We start from the raw sequence: 16,009 nt of genomic DNA, 5'->3' as shown, positions 1-16,009 counted from the left end.
TCGGTGGTGCCCACCACCACCTCGGTCCGCTCGGCCGTCACCGCGTGCCCCCCGTACCGCCGCTGTGCCCGTGCGGCCGCCCCAGGTCCCCGACGAACGCCGGACTCTCGACCTCGGTGGACCGCATGCCGGGAGCCACGGGGCCGGCGCCCGATCCCACCGCGTACGCCACGCCGAACATCACTATGAGGAGCGCCACGAAGCCGGCGAGAGCGGGCGGCGGCGCCCACCGCTTCAGCGCGGTGATCGCCAGGGTCGGGTACTCAAGCCGGTCCGTCATCGTCACTCCGGATTCTTGTACTCGGTTCCAGACGGACGAGGTGCCGATCCGGCCGTGCCGGAGCCGGGACGGCACTTCCTCCGGCGAGGTAGTCGCAGCGAAGCGGAAGGAAGTTCCCGCGACTTCCGATTTCGTGTGCCCGCCTCGTGGAAGCACCGGGAGCGAGGTCACAGGGCCGGACCCTTATGGACCTCTTGCTCCGTATGTCACTCTGGCCGGGCGCACCGGGCCTCCCGCCCACCGCACGCCCCGGCCGACCGACCGACAGGGAAAACACCCATGTCCTTGCCGTTCCCGTACCGAGCCGTCCCCGCCGTGCTGGCCGGTGCCGTGACCGCCCTGCTGGCGGCGTGCACCTCCTCGACCGCCGCCGGAGCCGCGGTACCCGCTTCCGCCCCGGCCGCCACGCCCCCGTCGGTGGTCACCCCCGCCGCCGCGCCCGCGCCCGCCCCCGTGGGATCCACGTTGTCCATACCCGCCGCGGGTATCACCGGGCTGCGCGTGGTTCCGTACGAGGGCACCACCGACGACGTGGCGGGAACCCGCATCCAGGACCTCGGCGTGGCGGCCAGCCCGTACGGCAAGGGGGGCGGGGTCGGGCCGGGTCAGGTGGGCAATTTCCTGGTCACTGCGCACCGGCTGTCGGCCGGCGGTCCGCTGGGCGCACTGCCCACCGTCGGGCAGGGCGACACGGTCCTCGTGACCGCGGGCGAGGTGGTGTACACCTACGAGATCACCGCGACCCGCAAGACGTCCTTCCGGTCGGAGCGCTCGCTCGGCGAACAGCGCGCCGCCGTACCCGGGGCACCCGGGGCGGCCCCCACCCAGGCCATGATCACGATCTCGACCTGCGCCACACCGGAGGACCACGCCGAGGGCAACTTCTGGCACGACGCCCAGGGCAATCCCGAGCACCGCATCGACAAGGTCGGCGTGCTGCGCAAGACCTCCGCGGCCACGCCCGCCGGCTGACGCACGGCAAGACACCCCCTAAGGCGTGAGCCGCCGGTGCGCGGCCCGCGCGTGGATGAGGCGGGCGGTGACCGTTCCCGTGCCTGCCGCGGCGAGGAGGCAGACGAGGCGTGCCAGGTCGTAGGGGGTCTCCCAGCTGAGCTCACCCACGGGCGCGGTGGCGAAGACGTTGAGGACGAGCCAGCAGAGCAGGGCGGTCCCCGGCGCGGCGGCGAGGCGGGCTCCGGTGCTCACCACGGCCACGGCGAGGGAGAGCGCCATGAGGTCGACGGTGGGGTCGTCGGGTCCGTCCAGGAAGTTGAGCACGGCGACCAGGGTGACGGCCGCGGCGGCGGCCGCCGCCCAGACCGAGGGGGTCGCGGCGGGGCTGGGTACGGGACGAATGCCCGAGCCGATCCGTTTCCACTCGACCATGCGACGCCTCCTTCGTGCGATGCCCCGCCGTCGGGGCTCTCGGAGATGATGCACCACCGGGGAAGGGCGCCCGGAGCGTCGCCAAAGCGACTGCAGGGGTGGGGACTTCGCGGCTCCCCTCCGTCGGTCACCGCGCACACCGGGGGTTTCCCGTGCCCGTTCCGCGTCCGAGCAGAACACCGCTGCCGGGCATCGCCGTCCTGATCATGAGGTAAAGTTCTTTACCGAGTCATTACGCTCTGTTGAGCGGGTAAATGCTCATTCTTGGGGGCTTTTTGTCGTCCGGTCCGGACGTCGGTGCGAACGGGGGGACATGACATGGGTCGAGACATCCATGCCCTGAAGCCGCCCGCCGCCCCGTCGCCGAACCCGCGGCCCGTGCGCCCCGCGAGGGCGGTCCGTATGGACAACACGGCCCGCGACAGCGTGCCTGATACCGGCCGCACCGCTCCTCGCGTCTGACGACGCGTAACCACGCGCCGCGTGGTCCCTTCCCCGACGGCCCCAACGGCCTTCGTCGACCGCCCGGTTCCCGGTGCGCCCGCCAAGAGTGAGCCGACGCCTTCCGGTTCGCCCACCGTGCCCGAGACCGGGCCGTGAACGGTGCGCCGTCCCTTCGCCCACCCGCACGCCGAGACCGGCCCGGTCCCGCCTTCGCCGGCCGGCCGGCGGTCGCGCACGCCTGCCGCGCCGGGCAGCACCACACCCACCGGGCACCGCACCCGGATTCCCGTACCCGAGAAGGCACTGACGCCGTCACCGAACCGACCGGAGGACCGACGCCCGTGCACCACACGACCGCCCTGCTCATCGAACTCGGAGCCATCATCCTCGCCCTGGGCCTGCTCGGCAGGCTCGCCGGGCGCGTGGGATTCTCCCCCATACCCCTCTACCTGCTCGCCGGACTCGCCTTCGGCCGCGGTGGCATCCTCCCCCTCCAGGCGAGCGGGGAGTTCGTCGGAACCGGCGCCGAGATCGGCGTCATCCTGCTCCTGCTCCTCCTCGGCCTGGAATACAGCGCCGCCGAACTCGTCACCAACCTCAAGACCCAATACCCCTCCGGCGCCGTCGACTTCGTCCTCAACGCCGCACCCGGAGCCGCCGCCGCGCTGCTCCTGGGCTGGGGACCCGTCGCCGCGGTCGCCCTCGGCGGCGTCACCTGGATCTCCTCCTCGGGAGTCATCGCCAAGGTCCTCGGTGACCTCGGCCGCCTCGGCAACCGCGAAACCCCCGTCGTCCTCGGCATCCTGGTCATCGAGGACCTCGCCATGGCCGTCTACCTGCCCATCCTCACCGCGCTGCTCGCCGGAGTGAGCCTGGCGGGAGGCGCCGTCACCCTGCTGATCTCCCTGGGGACCGTGGGATCCGTGCTGTACGTGGCCCTGCGCCACGGACGGCTCATCAGCCGCGCCGTCTCCTCCGACAACGCCGAGATGCTGCTCCTCGTCGTCCTCGGCCTCACCCTCCTCGTCGCCGGGATCGCCCAGCAACTCCAGGTCTCCGCGGCCGTGGGCGCCTTCCTCGTCGGCATCGCCCTGTCCGGAGAGGTCGCGGAGGGCGCCGCCACCCTCCTCACCCCGCTGCGGGACCTCTTCGCCGCGGTCTTCTTCGTCTTCTTCGGCCTGTCCACCGATCCCGCGGACATTCCGCCGGTCCTCCTCCCCGCCCTGCTCCTCGCCGTCGCCACCGCGCTCACGAAGATCGCCACCGGCTGGTACGCGGCCCGCCGCGCGGGGATCCACGCCAAGGGCCGCTGGCGGGCCGGAGGCACCCTCGTCGCCCGCGGCGAGTTCTCCATCGTCATCGCCGGCCTCGCCGTGGGTGTCGAACCCCGGATCGGCCCGCTGGCCACCGCCTACGTCCTGATCCTCGTCGTCATCGGCCCGCTCACCGCCCGCTGCACCGAACCGCTGGCCGACCTCCTCACCCGCCGGGCGAAGCCCCCCGTACCGGTGGCTCCCCCCGCCGATGCCGCCGGGCGCCGCGGGCCCACGGTCACCGTCGACGCCTGAGCCCGGGCGTGCGGGGGAATACTGGCCGAATGCGTCAGAATCCGCCGCCCGCCGTGGTCCCGGAGCCGATAACGGCCGACCCGCCGCATCCGGTGAACCGGCCCCTGCTCACCCAGTCCTGGCTCGACCTGGCGTTCCTGCACTGGACCGCCGCCCCGGCCCAGGTCGCGCCGCTGCTGCCGGCCGGCACCGTGCCGGACACGCTGGACGGGGTCACGTACGTCGGGCTGGTGGCCTTCCGCATGCACAAGGTCGGCTGGTTCCGTCTTCCCGGCGTCCCCTACCTGGGCTCCTTCCCGGAGACCAACGTCCGCCTCTACTCGGTCGACGCCGGCGGCCGCCGGGGTGTGGTCTTCCGCTCACTGGACGCCTCCCGGCTGATCCCGGTGGCCGTCGGCCGGGCCGCGTTCCGGCTGCCGTACGTCTGGTCCCGGATGACGGTCCGCCATGACGGCGACACGGTCACGTACACCAGTGGCCGGCGCCTGCCCGGCCCGCGCGGCGCGCACAGCCGGATCGCCGTACGCGTGGGCGGGCGCATCGCGGAGCCGACGGTCCTGGAGCACTTCCTGACCGCCCGCTGGGGCATGCACACGGAGCTCTTCGGCCGGCCGCTGTACGTCCCGAACGCGCACCCGCGCTGGCCGCTGCACCGCGCGGAGCTCCTCGACTGCGACGAGGACCTGGTGGTTGCGGCGGGCCTGCCCGCCCCGGCCGGGCCGCCCGTGAGCGTGCTCTACTCGCCGGGGGTCCCCGTGCGGTTCGGGCGGCCCTCCCTGGGACGCTCCTGACACGGGTACGGCGCCCGCCAGGCGATCACACGGTCGTGCGGGACTCGCCGTGGCCGGGTGTGTCGTTCGCCACCTCGGCGGACGGCGGCGTCGGAGTGGTGGGCTCCGGTGCGGTCGGCGTCGGCGCGGTCAGCGGGCTGGTGAGGTAGGCCAGCAGCCCGGCGATCTCGTGGCCGGCCTCCGCCGGGTGCCGGAAGCGGGCGCCGGGGGCGACGACGTAGCGGTTGCGCCGCCCGTCCCGCGTTTTGTCGAGGTACCCGTCCGCCTGCAGGTCCGTGACGATCGCCTGCACGGTGCGCTCGGTCAGACCGCAGTCCGCCGCTATGTCGCGCAGCCGGATGCCGGGGTCGCGCGCGATGGCGATCAGAACCCGGGCATGGTTCGTCAGGAAGGTCCAGCCGTTACGGCGGGGACCTGGGCGCTCGCTCTCCACATCGTCATTCTTGAGGGATGACTCACGAAAAGCAATTCCAGAACCAGATTTCCGGTATTACTTGACGTCTGTCCCCGGCCCCGACAGGGTGCAGGGGAAGCGGAAGCAGAGTTCCGCATGACCTGAGCAATCGAGCGACGCACCGCACCGCAAGCACACGTGCCCAAGGAGCGAAGACGATGACCTTCACGGCCACGGCCGAGGCCATGACCCCGACGACGATCCCGACGACGGCCACCCCCGGCGGTGGCACCGGCGAAGCCCCCGCACTCGGCGGGCTCCCGGACGTGCCCTGCCCACGGGAACTGTCGACCCGCGACGCCCGGGAGCTGACCCGCGTCTTCTTCGAACGGCTGCAGAGCCTCGAAGAGGGCACCCGCGAGTACCAGTACGTGCGCAACACGCTGATCGAGATGAACATCTCACTGGTGCAGTTCGCCGCCCGCCCGTTCCGCGACCGCCCCGGCGGCCCCGAGAACGAGGACATCGTCCAGGTGGGCATCATCGGACTGATCAAGGCGATCGACCGCTACGACCCCGAGCGCAACACACAGCTCACCACCCTCGCCCTGCCCTACATCACGGGCGAGATCAAGCGCCACTTCCGGGACACCACCTGGGCCGTACGGGTGCCGCGCCGCTTCCAGGAGCTGCGCCTGGAGCTCGCGAAGGCCACGGAGGAGCTGACCGCCGAGACGGACCACGCGCCCACCCCCGCGGAGCTCGCCGAGCGGCTGGACCTCACCGAGGACGAGGTCCGCCAGGGCCTGGTCGCGGCCAACGCCTACTCCACGCAGTCCCTCGACGTACCCCAGGACGGCGCCACCGGCGGCACCCAGGCGTCCGCCGCCGCACGGAGCACGCGCAGCCTCGCCGAGACCATGGGCGAGATCGACCCCGCCCTGGAGGCGGTCGAGGACCGGCACGCCCTCGCGCCCCTGCTCGCCGACCTGGACGAGCGCTCCACCCAGATCCTGGAGCTGCGCTTCGGCCAGGAGATGACCCAGGCGGAGATCGGCGCGGAGATCGGCCTCTCCCAGATGCAGGTCTCCCGCCTGCTCACCCGCACGCTGGGCTCCCTGCGCGAGGAACTGCTGCACACCTGACCCGGTCCGTCCGCAGGCGCTCGGCGTCGAACTCGGCCCAGACGACCTTGCCGTGCCCGACCGCCCGGACGCCCCAGCGGTCGGCGAGCCGGTGCACCAGGCGCAGGCCGTGCCCGCCAGGGCGCCCCGGCCGGCCCGGATGCGGCGCGGGCAGCGGCCGCGGGAGCCCTGCGCGGCCGTCGTACACCTCGACGCGGAACACGTCCCCGGCCCGGAGCACGAGCTCGTGGCAGCCGCCGGCGTGCAGGTTGGCGTTGGTGACGAGTTCGGACACGACCAGGACCGCGTCCTCGGCGGCCTCCCGGCCGTCCCACCCCCAGTCCTCCAGCGCCTCGCGGGTGAACCGGCGGCCCCGCGCGACCTGCCGGAAGGCGTCGCGCAGGGCGAGCCGACGGAGCTGGGGGAAGGCCGGCCCCCGCGCGTCCGGTACGGGCCCGCCGGTGTCCGGTCCGATGGTCTGCACTGCGCACTCACCTCGTCCTCGGCTGTCGTGTCGTGGTCGCTTGTACCCGCCATCACGGAACGGACGCCCCGTTTGTCCGGGCGAGGGCCGGGCACGCGCGACGGGACCCGTCCTCCAGACCCGTCCAGAGGAGCCATGAACAGCCTCGTGCAAGTACCGGCCGTCATCGGCGGCTCGCTCGTGCTCACCTTCGTCGCGGGCAGGGTCACCGACCTGCTGCTGCGGCGCGCGGGTGCCCGGCACCCCGAGACACCGCTCTGGAACATGCTGCGCCGCTGCCGTTCGTCGGTACGGCTCCTGCTCTTCGCGGCGGTGCTGCGCGCCGTGTACCGGCAGATCGCGTGGGAGCCGCTGCAGGAGCACGAGGCGGCCGTGGGCGAGGTCCTGACGCTCGTACTGATCGGCGCGGGCGCGTGGTGCGTCGTCCTCGTCACCTCCGCCGTGGTCGAGTCCTCGTACGCGCGCTACGCGCTCGGCACCCGCGACCCGTCACGCGTGCGCCGCGTCCGGACCCAGGTGACGCTGATCATGAGGATCGTCACCGCCGTGGTCGCCGTGGTGGCCGCGGCCGCGATGCTGCTGACCTTCCCCGGCCTCCGCGCCGTCGGGACCTCGCTGCTGGCCTCGGCCGGGATCATCGGCATCGTCGCGGGCGTGGCCGCCCAGTCCACCCTCGGCAACCTCTTCGCCGGATTCCAGATCGCCTTCGGCGACATGGTGCGGATCGGCGACACGGTCGTGGTGGCCGGCGAGTGGGGAGTGGTCGAGGAGATCACGCTCACCTTCCTGGCCGTGCGGACCTGGGACGAACGCCGGATCACCATGCCCGTCTCGTACTTCACCGGGCGCCCCTTCGAGAACTGGTCGCGCGGCGGGATCCAGATGACCGGCACGGTCTTCCTGCACTGCGACCACACCACCCCCGTCGCGCTGATGCGCGAGAAGCTCCGGGAGATCCTGGAGGGCTGCGAGGCGTGGGACGGCCGGGGCTGGGACCTGGCGGTCACCGACACGACGCCCAGCTCCATCGTGGTGCGGGCGATCGTCACCGCGAAGGACGCGGACGACCTGTGGACCGCCCGCTGTGCGGTACGCGAACAGCTCGTCGCCTGGCTGGCCGAGAAGCACCCGTACGCCCTGCCGCGGGTCTCCACGTCCGCGGCCGCCGTCCCGTCGCAGTACGCGGACGGCGTTTCGAAACGGGCACCCGGGTCAGACGCGTGAGCAAGGAGTCGAAAGACATGCGCAAGGCGGAGGAGAGGAGTCGGGACATGACGAAGGTGGCACGCCTGCCGGGCCGTGCGGAGCACCTGTGGGAGTGGCAGGAGGAAGCGGCGTGCCGGGAGCTCGGCACGGACCGGTTCTTCCACCCGGCGGGGGAGCGCGGTGAGGAGCGCTCCGTGCGGGAGCAGGAGGCCAAGGAGGTCTGCGCGCTGTGCCCGGTGCGGGCGGAATGCCTGGGCCACGCGCTGCGCGTGCAGGAGCCGTACGGGGTGTGGGGCGGACTGACCGAGGACGAGCGACGGGCGCTGGGCGCGCGCAAGGCGGGCTGACCGGCCGGGTGCGCCGCGCCGTACGCGGCGGTCCACCCGGCCGGCGGGCCTCGGGCCGACGGCGGATCAGGGGCGCGCGTTGAGTTCCGCGACGATCGAGGCGGGCGTGTGGCCGCTGCCGTCCGAGAGGCGGTGGAAGTCGACGGAGACGAAGTTCGGGTCGCGGCCCCCGGTGGCCGACCTGCACTGCTCGGCGATGCGGCTGCGCAGCTTGGCCCCGTTGTCCAGGGCGGCGGTGAGGACCGTGGGCACGTTGCGGTGGTGGCTCATCGTGAAGAGCCGCCGGAATCCGGGCTCCTGGCGGTCGAGCGGCACGTCGGACCAGCGGCTGACGCACGAGAGGTCGTTGCCCAGGTCCCCGAGGCTCCAGTAGTTGCTCACGGTCCAGGACTTGTCGTACATGACGCCCAGGTGCTCGCGGTCGGACCGGTCCGAGAAGATCAGCAGCCGCTTGCCGGAGGTGACGAGGTCGGCCACCTTGGGCCAGCCGTGCTGTCGCACGCCCCACTGGTCGGGCCGGAACACCATGTCCTGCAGCCCGCTGACCCGGCCGAGGGACGCCTGCAGCTGATCGGCGCCGACGTAGTCCTCCAGGAAGACGGTCACGACCTCCTGCGGATGGGCGGCGAGGAAGTCCACGACGGTCTGCATCGTGCCGCGGAAGGTCTGCCGCGGCAGGGCGTACGTGGCTCCGGCGAAGGTCTTGCAGTCGCCGTGGCACAGGTATACGTCGCTGGGGTAGCAGTCGCTGCCGAAGCTGATGACGCACAGCCAGGTGCTGCGTTCGTACCAGTGCGTGTCCAGGCTCAGGCCGCGCACGCCGTTGTCGAGCTGGGCGCGTACGGACTCGGACTGGTTCACCGAGCTCCAGCGGGAGTCCTCGTAGTTGGTGAAGGCGTTGTGGGTGGTCAGGAAGGCGACCTCGTCGAGCCGCCGGTCGCCCCAGCGGGCGGCCGCGGCCGCGGCGGCGGTGCCCGCGGTGGTCGGAGGGGCCTTCTGGGCCGTGGCCGTGGCGGGGGCCGCGGGCCCGGGGGAGGCGGCCGCTGTGGTCACCGTGCCCACGAGGGCCAGCAGGAGCAGGCACACCAGGGTGCGCGACCGCACCCGTAATCGCATGTCCATGTCAATCAGCATGGCGCGGAGGATAGCGCTCGGGCCGTGGATCCGCCCCCCTGCGGACACGACTGCGGCTGCGGCCGTGATCCGGCGGCCCGGCTCGCGCACGCCCGCGAACAGAGGTTTGGTTGAGATATGAGCCGGCGGCGCGTACCGGTGCGACGGCACCGGTCGCCGCACCACGCCCCCGACGTGCCGGAGGAGGGCGAAGCATGCCTGGATCTGGACCCGCACCCCGACCGATGACCGGCCGCCGCCGGTGCGCGGCAGCCCTCACCGTGGCGGCGGTCTGCTCCTCGATGCTGGTCGCGCCGGAACTCGCCGCGGCCCGGGCGGAGCCCTCGCCCTCGCAGACCGTCCCCCGGCTGGACTGGAGCCCCTGCAAACCGGGCAGCCCGTACGACTGCGCCACCGCCAAGGTGCCGCTGGACCACGCGGCCCCCGCCGGCCGCACCATCGACCTGGCCGTCGTCCGCCGGAAGGCGGGCGACCCCGCGAAACGCCTGGGCACGCTGTTCGTCAACCCCGGCGGCCCCGGCGGCCCCGGGACGGTGCAGGTGCCGCAGAACTACGACTCCTTCCCGAAGGACCTGCGCGAGCGCTACGACATCGTCAGCTGGGACCCCAGGGGCATCGGCAACAGCACCGCGGTGAACTGCTTCGACAGCCCGGAGGAGGCCCAGGCCTGGGGCGCGGGCAAGCCGGTCGGCTTCCCGGTGGGCGAGAAGGAGCGCACGGCCTGGATCGACGCCTACGAGGACCTGGGCCGCCGCTGCGAGAAGCGCGACCCCGACCTCCTGCGCCACGTGTCGACCGCCGACACCGCCCAGGACCTCGACCTGCTCCGCCGGGCCGTGGGGGAGCCGCAGCTCAACTACCTCGGCGTCTCCTACGGCACGATCCTCGGCGCCACCTACGCCAACCTGTTCCCCGACAAGGTCCGCGCCATGGTCCTCGACAGCAACATCGACCCGCTGGCGTGGACGAACAACGCCTCGACGAGCGAACCGAGGACCACGACCCTCCTGCGCATGGGCTCGGACCGCACCGGGGCGGCGACCCTGAACAAGTTCCTCGACCTCTGCGGATCGGCCACCACCGCCCGCTGCGCCTTCTCGGCCGGCAGCCCGCAGGCCACCCGCGACAAGTTCGACCAGCTGATGGGGCGCCTGCGCGAGCACCCGGTGGGCCGGTGGACGTACGCCACCACCGTTGCCGACGCGGTCAGCAGCCTCTACATCGTCCACCCCGGCTGGACCGATCTCGCCGCCCGGCTCCAGGACCTCTGGCAGGGCCGCGCCCCGAAGCCGGCCCAGTACCCGCCCCCGCCCCCGGTCGCGAACCCGAATCCGTACCTGGGGGAGGAACAGGCGGGAGCCGTGTGGTGCGGCGACAGCCCCAACCCGCGCGACCCGGCCGTCTACCACGGTCTGGAGGAGGACAGCGCCAAGCGCGCCGGTGACGCGGGACGTTACTGGACCTGGTCCGGCGAGCCGTGCGCGACCTGGCCGGCCCGGGCCGCCAACCGGTACGACGGCCCGTGGAACAAGCCCACGGCGAACCCCGTCCTGGTGGTAGGCACCACCTACGACCCCTCGACACCCCACTCGGACGCCCAGGCCATGGCCAAGGAGCTGGCCGACGCCCGGCTGCTCACCAACAACGGGTACGGCCACACCGCACTCTTCAACAACTCCAGCACCTGCATCAACAACTTCGAGAGCCGCTACTTCATCGACGGCACGCTCCCGCCGCCCGGCACGATCTGCCAGCCGGACCGGCAGCCCTTCTCCTGAGGTGCCCGGCGGCCGCGCCGGTGGCCGGGCCTCGGCTCCGGCGGTCGGCGCGGACCACATAAGGGATCTTGAGACCACGGGCAGCTCATGGCAGGCTCATGCTGCATGATCGATGAATTCGCGAAGGACAACCTGCACGGGAGACTGCGGCGGGACCGCAAGGCGCTGCTCTGGAAACTCGACGGCTTGTCCGAATACGACGCCCGCCGGCCCCTGACAGCGACCGGGACCAACCTCCTCGGCCTGGTCAAACACGTGGCCACCGTCGAAGCCAGGTACTTCGGCGAGGTCTTCGACCGCCCTTCCCCGGAACCGCTGCCCCGGTGGCAGGACTCCGACGGCAGCGATCTGTGGGCGACCGAGGACGAGACCCGCGATCAGATCATCGGGTTCTACCGGCGCACGTGGGAACACTCGGACGCGACGATCGACGAGCTTCCCCTCGACGCCCCCGGCCACGTGCCGTGGTGGCCGGAGCCTTATGCCGACACGAACCTGTTCGCCGTCATGGTCCATGTCCTCGGCGAGTCCATCCGGCATGCCGGGCACGCCGATGTCCTGCGCGAGGGCCTCGACGGCCGGACCGGGTTGCGCGCCGAACTCGAGAAGCAGATCGACGAGGAAGCCCGTGCGGCCTACTGCGCGAAGATCGAGCAGGCCGCCAGGTCGGCCGCACCGACCAAGGCTTAGCGGTCGTCTCCTGTGACTTGGTGCCCGTGCGGCACGGTGCCGGTGGGTGCTGATCCATCGAAGCGTCTGGTTCCTGATGAACTCCGGTAGCCGGCCGCCCCGTTGCTGCCGTCGTTCGCTGCTCGTCGGCAAGGTGGTGGGACCGGCTGCACGTGTTGTCCGATGCCGGGGAGATGGGATCCGGCGACCTGCTCATCCGGTGCAGGCGGGGCGTCCCGTCTTGCTGGATGTCCCCCAGTGGAGACTCGGGCTGCCTGGGCCTGCCTTCTCTCCTCAACGGCTGGCCGCGACTGATGGAGCTGTCATCCGCCACCATGGCGCTGAACAGCGTCGCCACGTCCGTGGTGACCAGAGGTCGACAGCGGCAAGGCTCGGCGGCTTCGGCGACTCGCGGAGACCGCGGCCCTGCGCGTCGGGGCCGACTCCGTCGAGAGTGTTCAGCGTCTCGGGCATGCCGTTCGCGGGACCACGCGCCGGTCGAGGTGGTGATCGAGGTCGACAGCGGCCACCACCGCACGGGGGTCCTCCCGGCCGACGCCGCCGTCGTGGCAAGGCGGCAGCCGATCTGGCCCTGCTCGCCGTGGCGACGGCGGTGAGCGTGCTGGTCATGGTGCAGGGCGGGCAGATCGTGGACCGCTGGGCGGTAGCGGCCCGAGGGGCCAATACCTGACGGGCAGGCAGCGGCATCGGCCGGGCGTGGTCGCGCGCCCGGCCCGTGCGACCGACCGCGGTGTGGGTGCGGTGCATCAGGAGTCCAGCACAAGACCCCGTGCCGGTGAGGCAGCCGTCGATCAAGTGCCGTATTCACGGGACGAGGACGACCTTCCCGGCGACCGTGCCGGACTCGGCGAGGCGCATCGCCTCGGCGGCGCGGGCCAGCGGGATCTCGGCCGCGACCTTGGCGGTGATCTCGCCGCGCTGCAGGGCCGTGAACACCTGGGTGAGGTCGGAGCGCAGGCGTGCCCGGAAGCGGTCCTTGGCGTAGGCGCGCCCGGCCCACACGTTGAAGAAGTACGCGCGGCGGCCGTTGGGCAGTGCGTTCCACACCCACACCCGGCCGAGCAGCTTGAGCACCGGCCACGCGCCGGAGCCCTCGTCGTCGCGGGTGGCGGCGCTGCCGTAGGAGACGAGCGTGCCGCCGGGGGCCAGGAGCCGCCAGGAATCGACGATGCCGTCGCCGCCCACGTGGTCGAACACCGCGTCCACCCCGCCGGGCGCGAGGGCCCGTACCCGTGCGGGGACGTTCCCGGAGCGGTAGTCGACGGGGGTCACCCCGAGAGCGCGCAGCGCGTCGTGGTGGCGGGTGGAGGCGGTGCCGATCACATGGGCGCCCGCGGCCAGCGCCAGCTGGACCAGGATCGAGCCGACCCCGCCGTTGGCGCCGTGGACCAGGACGGTCTGGCCGGCGCGCACCCGGGCCTTGCGGTGGAGCATCTGCCAGGCGGTGATGCCGTTGACCACCGCGGTCTCCGCGTCCACCGGGCTGACGCCCTCGGGCACCTCCACCACGTCGGCGGCGGTGAGCGCGACGTGGCTCGCCCAGCCTCCGGTCTTCGTCAGGGCGGCGACCCGCTTGCCGAGCAGCGCGGAGCCGACGCCGTCACCCACCGCCTGCACCGTGCCGACCAGGTCGTAGCCGGGGACGAAGGGGAACGGGGGCTGGTCGTAGTACCGGCCGCGCCGCATCTGCTGCTCGGCGAAGGACACGCCCGTCGCCTCCATGGCGACGACCACCTGGCCGGCCGTCGGCACCGGGACGGGGCCGCGGTGGAACTGCAGGCCCTCCGGCTCGACCTTGCCCGGCAGAACGACCTCGACCCGCTCGACGGTGTTCGTCATCATGACCTCCTGTGAGTTCCCGCTTCTCGTGTTCGTTAGAAGCTGTAACAAGAGTGATGGGCTATCTCGTCGATGTCAAGGGAGTGGCTCGTCCGATCGAAAGTGGCTGTGCCGATGGTGATAGCCTCTAACTCGCCTGGTGGTGAAGAGCGAGCGGTGAGAGGCGGCGGGCATGACGGGCAGCACGAAGACCCCCCGGGAGCGGTACCGGCAGCAGGTGCGTGAGGAGGTCAAGGAGAAGGCCTGGCAGCAGATCGCCGGCTCCGGCGCCTCGGCGCTCTCCCTCAACGCGATCGCCAAGCAGATGGGCATGAGCGGACCGGCGCTGTACCGGTACTTCGCCAATCGCGACGAGCTCATCACCGAACTCATCCGCGACGCCTACCGCAGCCTCGCCGACGCCTTCATCGCCGCCGCCGGCGCCGGGGGAGCGGGCCGGCCCGACCTCGCGGGGCTGGCGCAGGTACTGCGCCGCTGGGCCCTGGCGGACCCGCACCGCTACTTCCTCGTCTACGGCACCCCGGTGCCCGGCTACCACGCGCCCGCGGACGTCACCGCGATCGCCTCGGAACTGATGTCGGTCCTGCTGGACGCCTGCGCCGCCGCCGTACCGGCCGCGGCCCCGGACACGGAGCCGCCCGCCGTCGAGGACCACCTGGCCGCGCACCGCGCATGGGCGGGCAGCCACCCGGACGCCCCGCCGTCGGCGCTGCGCCTGGCCCTGACCTTCTGGAGCCGCCTGCACGGCGTGCTGTCCCTGGAACTGGCGGGCCACTTCACCGGCATGGGCCTGGACCCGGCCCTGCTCTTCGACGCCGAGGTCGACCGCCTCGTGACGCCCTGAGCGGCGTCAGATCCGGAAAACGGACCGGGCGGCCCGACCCCTCGCGTGGAAGCGGCGCTTCAGCGCGCCGTCGTAGCCGCCCACAGCCGTCCGGGTCGGCCGTCGGTCACGGCCGCCGCTCCGCTCCGCTCAGAGCCCGGTGACCTTGGCGCTCGCCGACAGCTCGTAGACCAGGGTGACCGTCCGGCGGCCGCCCGGCGCGAGCGGCACGTTCCAGCGGGCGATGCCCTCGGAATCGACCGTGTCCGGCGCCGGCGAGCAGGCCTCCTTGCGCAGGCGCACCTCCACCGCCGAGACCTCCGAGACCGGGATCCGCTCCCGGACGACGACCATCCGTTCGCCGTGGTCCCCGGGGGCGGAGAACCGGGACAGGTGTAGCCGGACCGTGCGCGTGACCACCGTCCGCTGGGTGAATCCGGCCGAGTCGCGGGACTCCTCGGCGTACCGGACCACCCTGTGGTCGTCGCAGCTGCCGAAGGCGAGCTCGACCGGGGCGCCCGGGGCGGTGAAGTCCAGCGTGCCGCGGCCGCCGAACCCGCTGCCGCGGACCAGGTCCACCGGACCCGCCAGCAGCGCGTGACCGGACCGGTTGTCGAACGACACCACCCGGGTGACCAGCGGGGACAGCTCGGGGGAGCAGGCGTACTCGCTGCTCGCGGCCGTGCTGAAGGCGGAGAGCGGCACCCGGTGGGCGCGGCCGTCCGCGCGTACGGAGACCGGTGCGGGGGAGTGCAGCACCCGCGCCTCGCCCCCGTCGTCCACCCCGGGCAGGCCGAGCACCGGAGCCGCCGGACCGAGGTCCCCGATCTCCTCCTCGCGCAGTTCGACGTCGACCGTACGGCGCTCCGCCGCCGTGCGGTCACCCAGCGTGAGGCGGTCCTCGTCCAGCCGCGGCGGCTCGGTGGCCAGCGCCGACCGGGCCGTCGACAGGGTCAGCCGCACGTCGGACCAGTCCTCGCCGGTGCGCTGCCAGACCATCGCGTCGGTCTCCAGCGTCAGCGAGTCCCCGTCCAGGACGGCCCGGTAGGCGGGCCGCCACAGCGCACACGGGGTGAGGTGGCTCAGGCGCAGCCGGGCCGGACCGGGGGCCGCGCTGTCCACGGTCAGCTCGATATGACCCACCAGCTCGGCGGGCTCGGTCTCGGAGCGGTCCATGGCCTGCCGGGTCTCCCCGAGCTCCACGGCAAGGGCGGCCAACCGGGCGTCGACGGTGCGCAGTTGCTCACCGTACGCATCGCGCTCCCCGTCCACCCGGTCCATCTCGCGAGCCCAGCGGGCCCCGTCGGTCTCCCCGGAGCCGGCGCCCTCGCCGATCTCCCGCAGCAGATCGGCGGCGAGGCCGCCGAGCACGTCGAGCCGGGCGTGCAGCCGGTCGCGCAGCTGCCCCAGGGCGAGCTGGTCCTCTTCGAGGGCGTGCACGCGCAGGCGCAGGGCGGAGTCCTCGTCGGCGGACGGCAGCGGCCCGCGCGGCTCCCAGCTGCGGACGATCCGTACGTCGAGCACGGTGGCCCGGTGTTCGGCGGCCAGCTCGGCGTGCAGGGTGCGGTCGACGGCCAGCGCGCTGACCGGACCGAGCCGCAGCCGCTGGACCCCCGCCTCCAGGTCCAGTACGGCGGTGCGCTCGACGTGGGCGCGGTCCTCCAGGCAGGTGACGGCGGTGACGGGAAGGGCGATCGGCTTCGGGGCCGTGGACATGATGG

At 72.7% G+C, this 16,009-nt stretch carries 16 protein-coding genes; 9 read left to right on the top strand and 7 right to left on the bottom strand.

From position 1 onward, the window contains the following. Positions 1 to 37: 37 nt before the first annotated feature. Positions 38 to 280, bottom strand: coding sequence for a hypothetical protein (locus JYK04_RS03095; RefSeq protein WP_189743743.1), 243 nt, complete (start codon positions 278 to 280; stop codon positions 38 to 40). Between the two features lie 279 nt (positions 281 to 559). Here JYK04_RS03095 and JYK04_RS03090 point away from each other — a divergent pair, with 279 nt between their 5' ends. Then, positions 560 to 1,252: a sortase domain-containing protein gene (locus JYK04_RS03090; protein WP_189743657.1), complete on the top strand. Its 693-nt coding sequence runs from the start codon at positions 560 to 562 to the stop codon at positions 1,250 to 1,252. A gap of 18 nt (positions 1,253 to 1,270) precedes the next feature. Here the strand turns inward: JYK04_RS03090 and JYK04_RS03085 are convergent, their stop codons facing one another. After that, positions 1,271 to 1,666 (bottom strand): DUF4118 domain-containing protein, encoded by a 396-nt coding sequence (locus tag JYK04_RS03085; RefSeq protein ID WP_189743655.1) that lies wholly within the window; start codon positions 1,664 to 1,666, stop codon positions 1,271 to 1,273. A gap of 785 nt (positions 1,667 to 2,451) precedes the next feature. Here JYK04_RS03085 and JYK04_RS03080 point away from each other — a divergent pair. After that, entirely contained in the window at positions 2,452 to 3,678 is a 1,227-nt protein-coding gene (locus JYK04_RS03080; protein WP_189743653.1) for a cation:proton antiporter, read from the top strand. A gap of 29 nt (positions 3,679 to 3,707) precedes the next feature. Further along, positions 3,708 to 4,469 carry a YqjF family protein gene (locus tag JYK04_RS03075; protein WP_189743651.1) on the top strand — a complete coding sequence of 254 codons (762 nt, stop codon included), beginning with the start codon at positions 3,708 to 3,710 and terminating at the stop codon, positions 4,467 to 4,469. A gap of 25 nt (positions 4,470 to 4,494) precedes the next feature. On the opposite strand, the gene JYK04_RS03070 is transcribed toward JYK04_RS03075, so the two are convergent. Next, complete coding sequence (locus JYK04_RS03070; protein ID WP_189743649.1) at positions 4,495 to 4,902, bottom strand: helix-turn-helix transcriptional regulator; 408 nt, start codon at positions 4,900 to 4,902, stop codon at positions 4,495 to 4,497. A 179-nt stretch (positions 4,903 to 5,081) separates the two neighbouring features. Between JYK04_RS03070 and JYK04_RS03065 the strand changes: the two genes are divergently transcribed. Further along, positions 5,082 to 6,008 carry a SigB/SigF/SigG family RNA polymerase sigma factor gene (locus JYK04_RS03065; protein ID WP_189743647.1) on the top strand — a complete coding sequence of 309 codons (927 nt, stop codon included), beginning with the start codon at positions 5,082 to 5,084 and terminating at the stop codon, positions 6,006 to 6,008. On the opposite strand, the gene JYK04_RS03060 is transcribed toward JYK04_RS03065, so the two are convergent. Further along, positions 5,962 to 6,471 carry an ATP-binding protein gene (locus JYK04_RS03060; RefSeq protein WP_189743645.1) on the bottom strand — a complete coding sequence of 170 codons (510 nt, stop codon included), beginning with the start codon at positions 6,469 to 6,471 and terminating at the stop codon, positions 5,962 to 5,964. The two genes, JYK04_RS03065 and JYK04_RS03060, sit on opposite strands and share 47 nt — an antisense overlap. A 135-nt stretch (positions 6,472 to 6,606) precedes the next feature. Here JYK04_RS03060 and JYK04_RS03055 point away from each other — a divergent pair, with 135 nt between their 5' ends. Further along, entirely contained in the window at positions 6,607 to 7,695 is a 1,089-nt protein-coding gene (locus JYK04_RS03055) for a mechanosensitive ion channel family protein (RefSeq protein WP_189743643.1), read from the top strand. Between the two features lie 47 nt (positions 7,696 to 7,742). Then, positions 7,743 to 8,024: a WhiB family transcriptional regulator gene (locus JYK04_RS03050; protein WP_189743641.1), complete on the top strand. Its 282-nt coding sequence runs from the start codon at positions 7,743 to 7,745 to the stop codon at positions 8,022 to 8,024. Between the two features lie 66 nt (positions 8,025 to 8,090). On the opposite strand, the gene JYK04_RS03045 is transcribed toward JYK04_RS03050, so the two are convergent. After that, positions 8,091 to 9,158 (bottom strand): PI-PLC domain-containing protein, encoded by a 1,068-nt coding sequence (locus JYK04_RS03045; RefSeq protein WP_189743639.1) that lies wholly within the window; start codon positions 9,156 to 9,158, stop codon positions 8,091 to 8,093. A gap of 194 nt (positions 9,159 to 9,352) precedes the next feature. Here JYK04_RS03045 and JYK04_RS03040 point away from each other — a divergent pair, with 194 nt between their 5' ends. Next, complete coding sequence (locus JYK04_RS03040) at positions 9,353 to 10,936, top strand: alpha/beta hydrolase (protein WP_229876485.1); 1,584 nt, start codon at positions 9,353 to 9,355, stop codon at positions 10,934 to 10,936. 105 nt (positions 10,937 to 11,041) lie between these two features. Continuing rightward, entirely contained in the window at positions 11,042 to 11,626 is a 585-nt protein-coding gene (locus JYK04_RS03035; RefSeq protein WP_189743637.1) for a DinB family protein, read from the top strand. 804 nt (positions 11,627 to 12,430) lie between these two features. Here the strand turns inward: JYK04_RS03035 and JYK04_RS03030 are convergent. After that, positions 12,431 to 13,465: a medium chain dehydrogenase/reductase family protein gene (locus JYK04_RS03030; RefSeq protein ID WP_189743635.1), complete on the bottom strand. Its 1,035-nt coding sequence runs from the start codon at positions 13,463 to 13,465 to the stop codon at positions 12,431 to 12,433. Between the two features lie 172 nt (positions 13,466 to 13,637). Here JYK04_RS03030 and JYK04_RS03025 point away from each other — a divergent pair, with 172 nt between their 5' ends. Next, positions 13,638 to 14,309: a TetR/AcrR family transcriptional regulator gene (locus tag JYK04_RS03025; RefSeq protein ID WP_189743634.1), complete on the top strand. Its 672-nt coding sequence runs from the start codon at positions 13,638 to 13,640 to the stop codon at positions 14,307 to 14,309. Positions 14,310 to 14,438: 129 nt separating this feature from the next. Here JYK04_RS03025 and JYK04_RS03020 read toward each other — a convergent pair whose 3' ends face one another. Then, on the bottom strand, positions 14,439 to 16,004 hold the full coding sequence (locus tag JYK04_RS03020) for a DUF4139 domain-containing protein (protein ID WP_189743632.1): 1,566 nt from the start codon (positions 16,002 to 16,004) through the stop codon (positions 14,439 to 14,441). Between the last annotated feature and the right edge of the window lie 5 nt (positions 16,005 to 16,009).

The organism is Streptomyces nojiriensis (assembly GCF_017639205.1).
Taxonomy (GTDB): Bacteria; Actinomycetota; Actinomycetes; order Streptomycetales; family Streptomycetaceae; genus Streptomyces; species Streptomyces nojiriensis.
The sequence above is the reverse complement of the archived record's forward strand: the minus strand, read 5'-3'. Positions and strand labels throughout refer to the sequence as shown.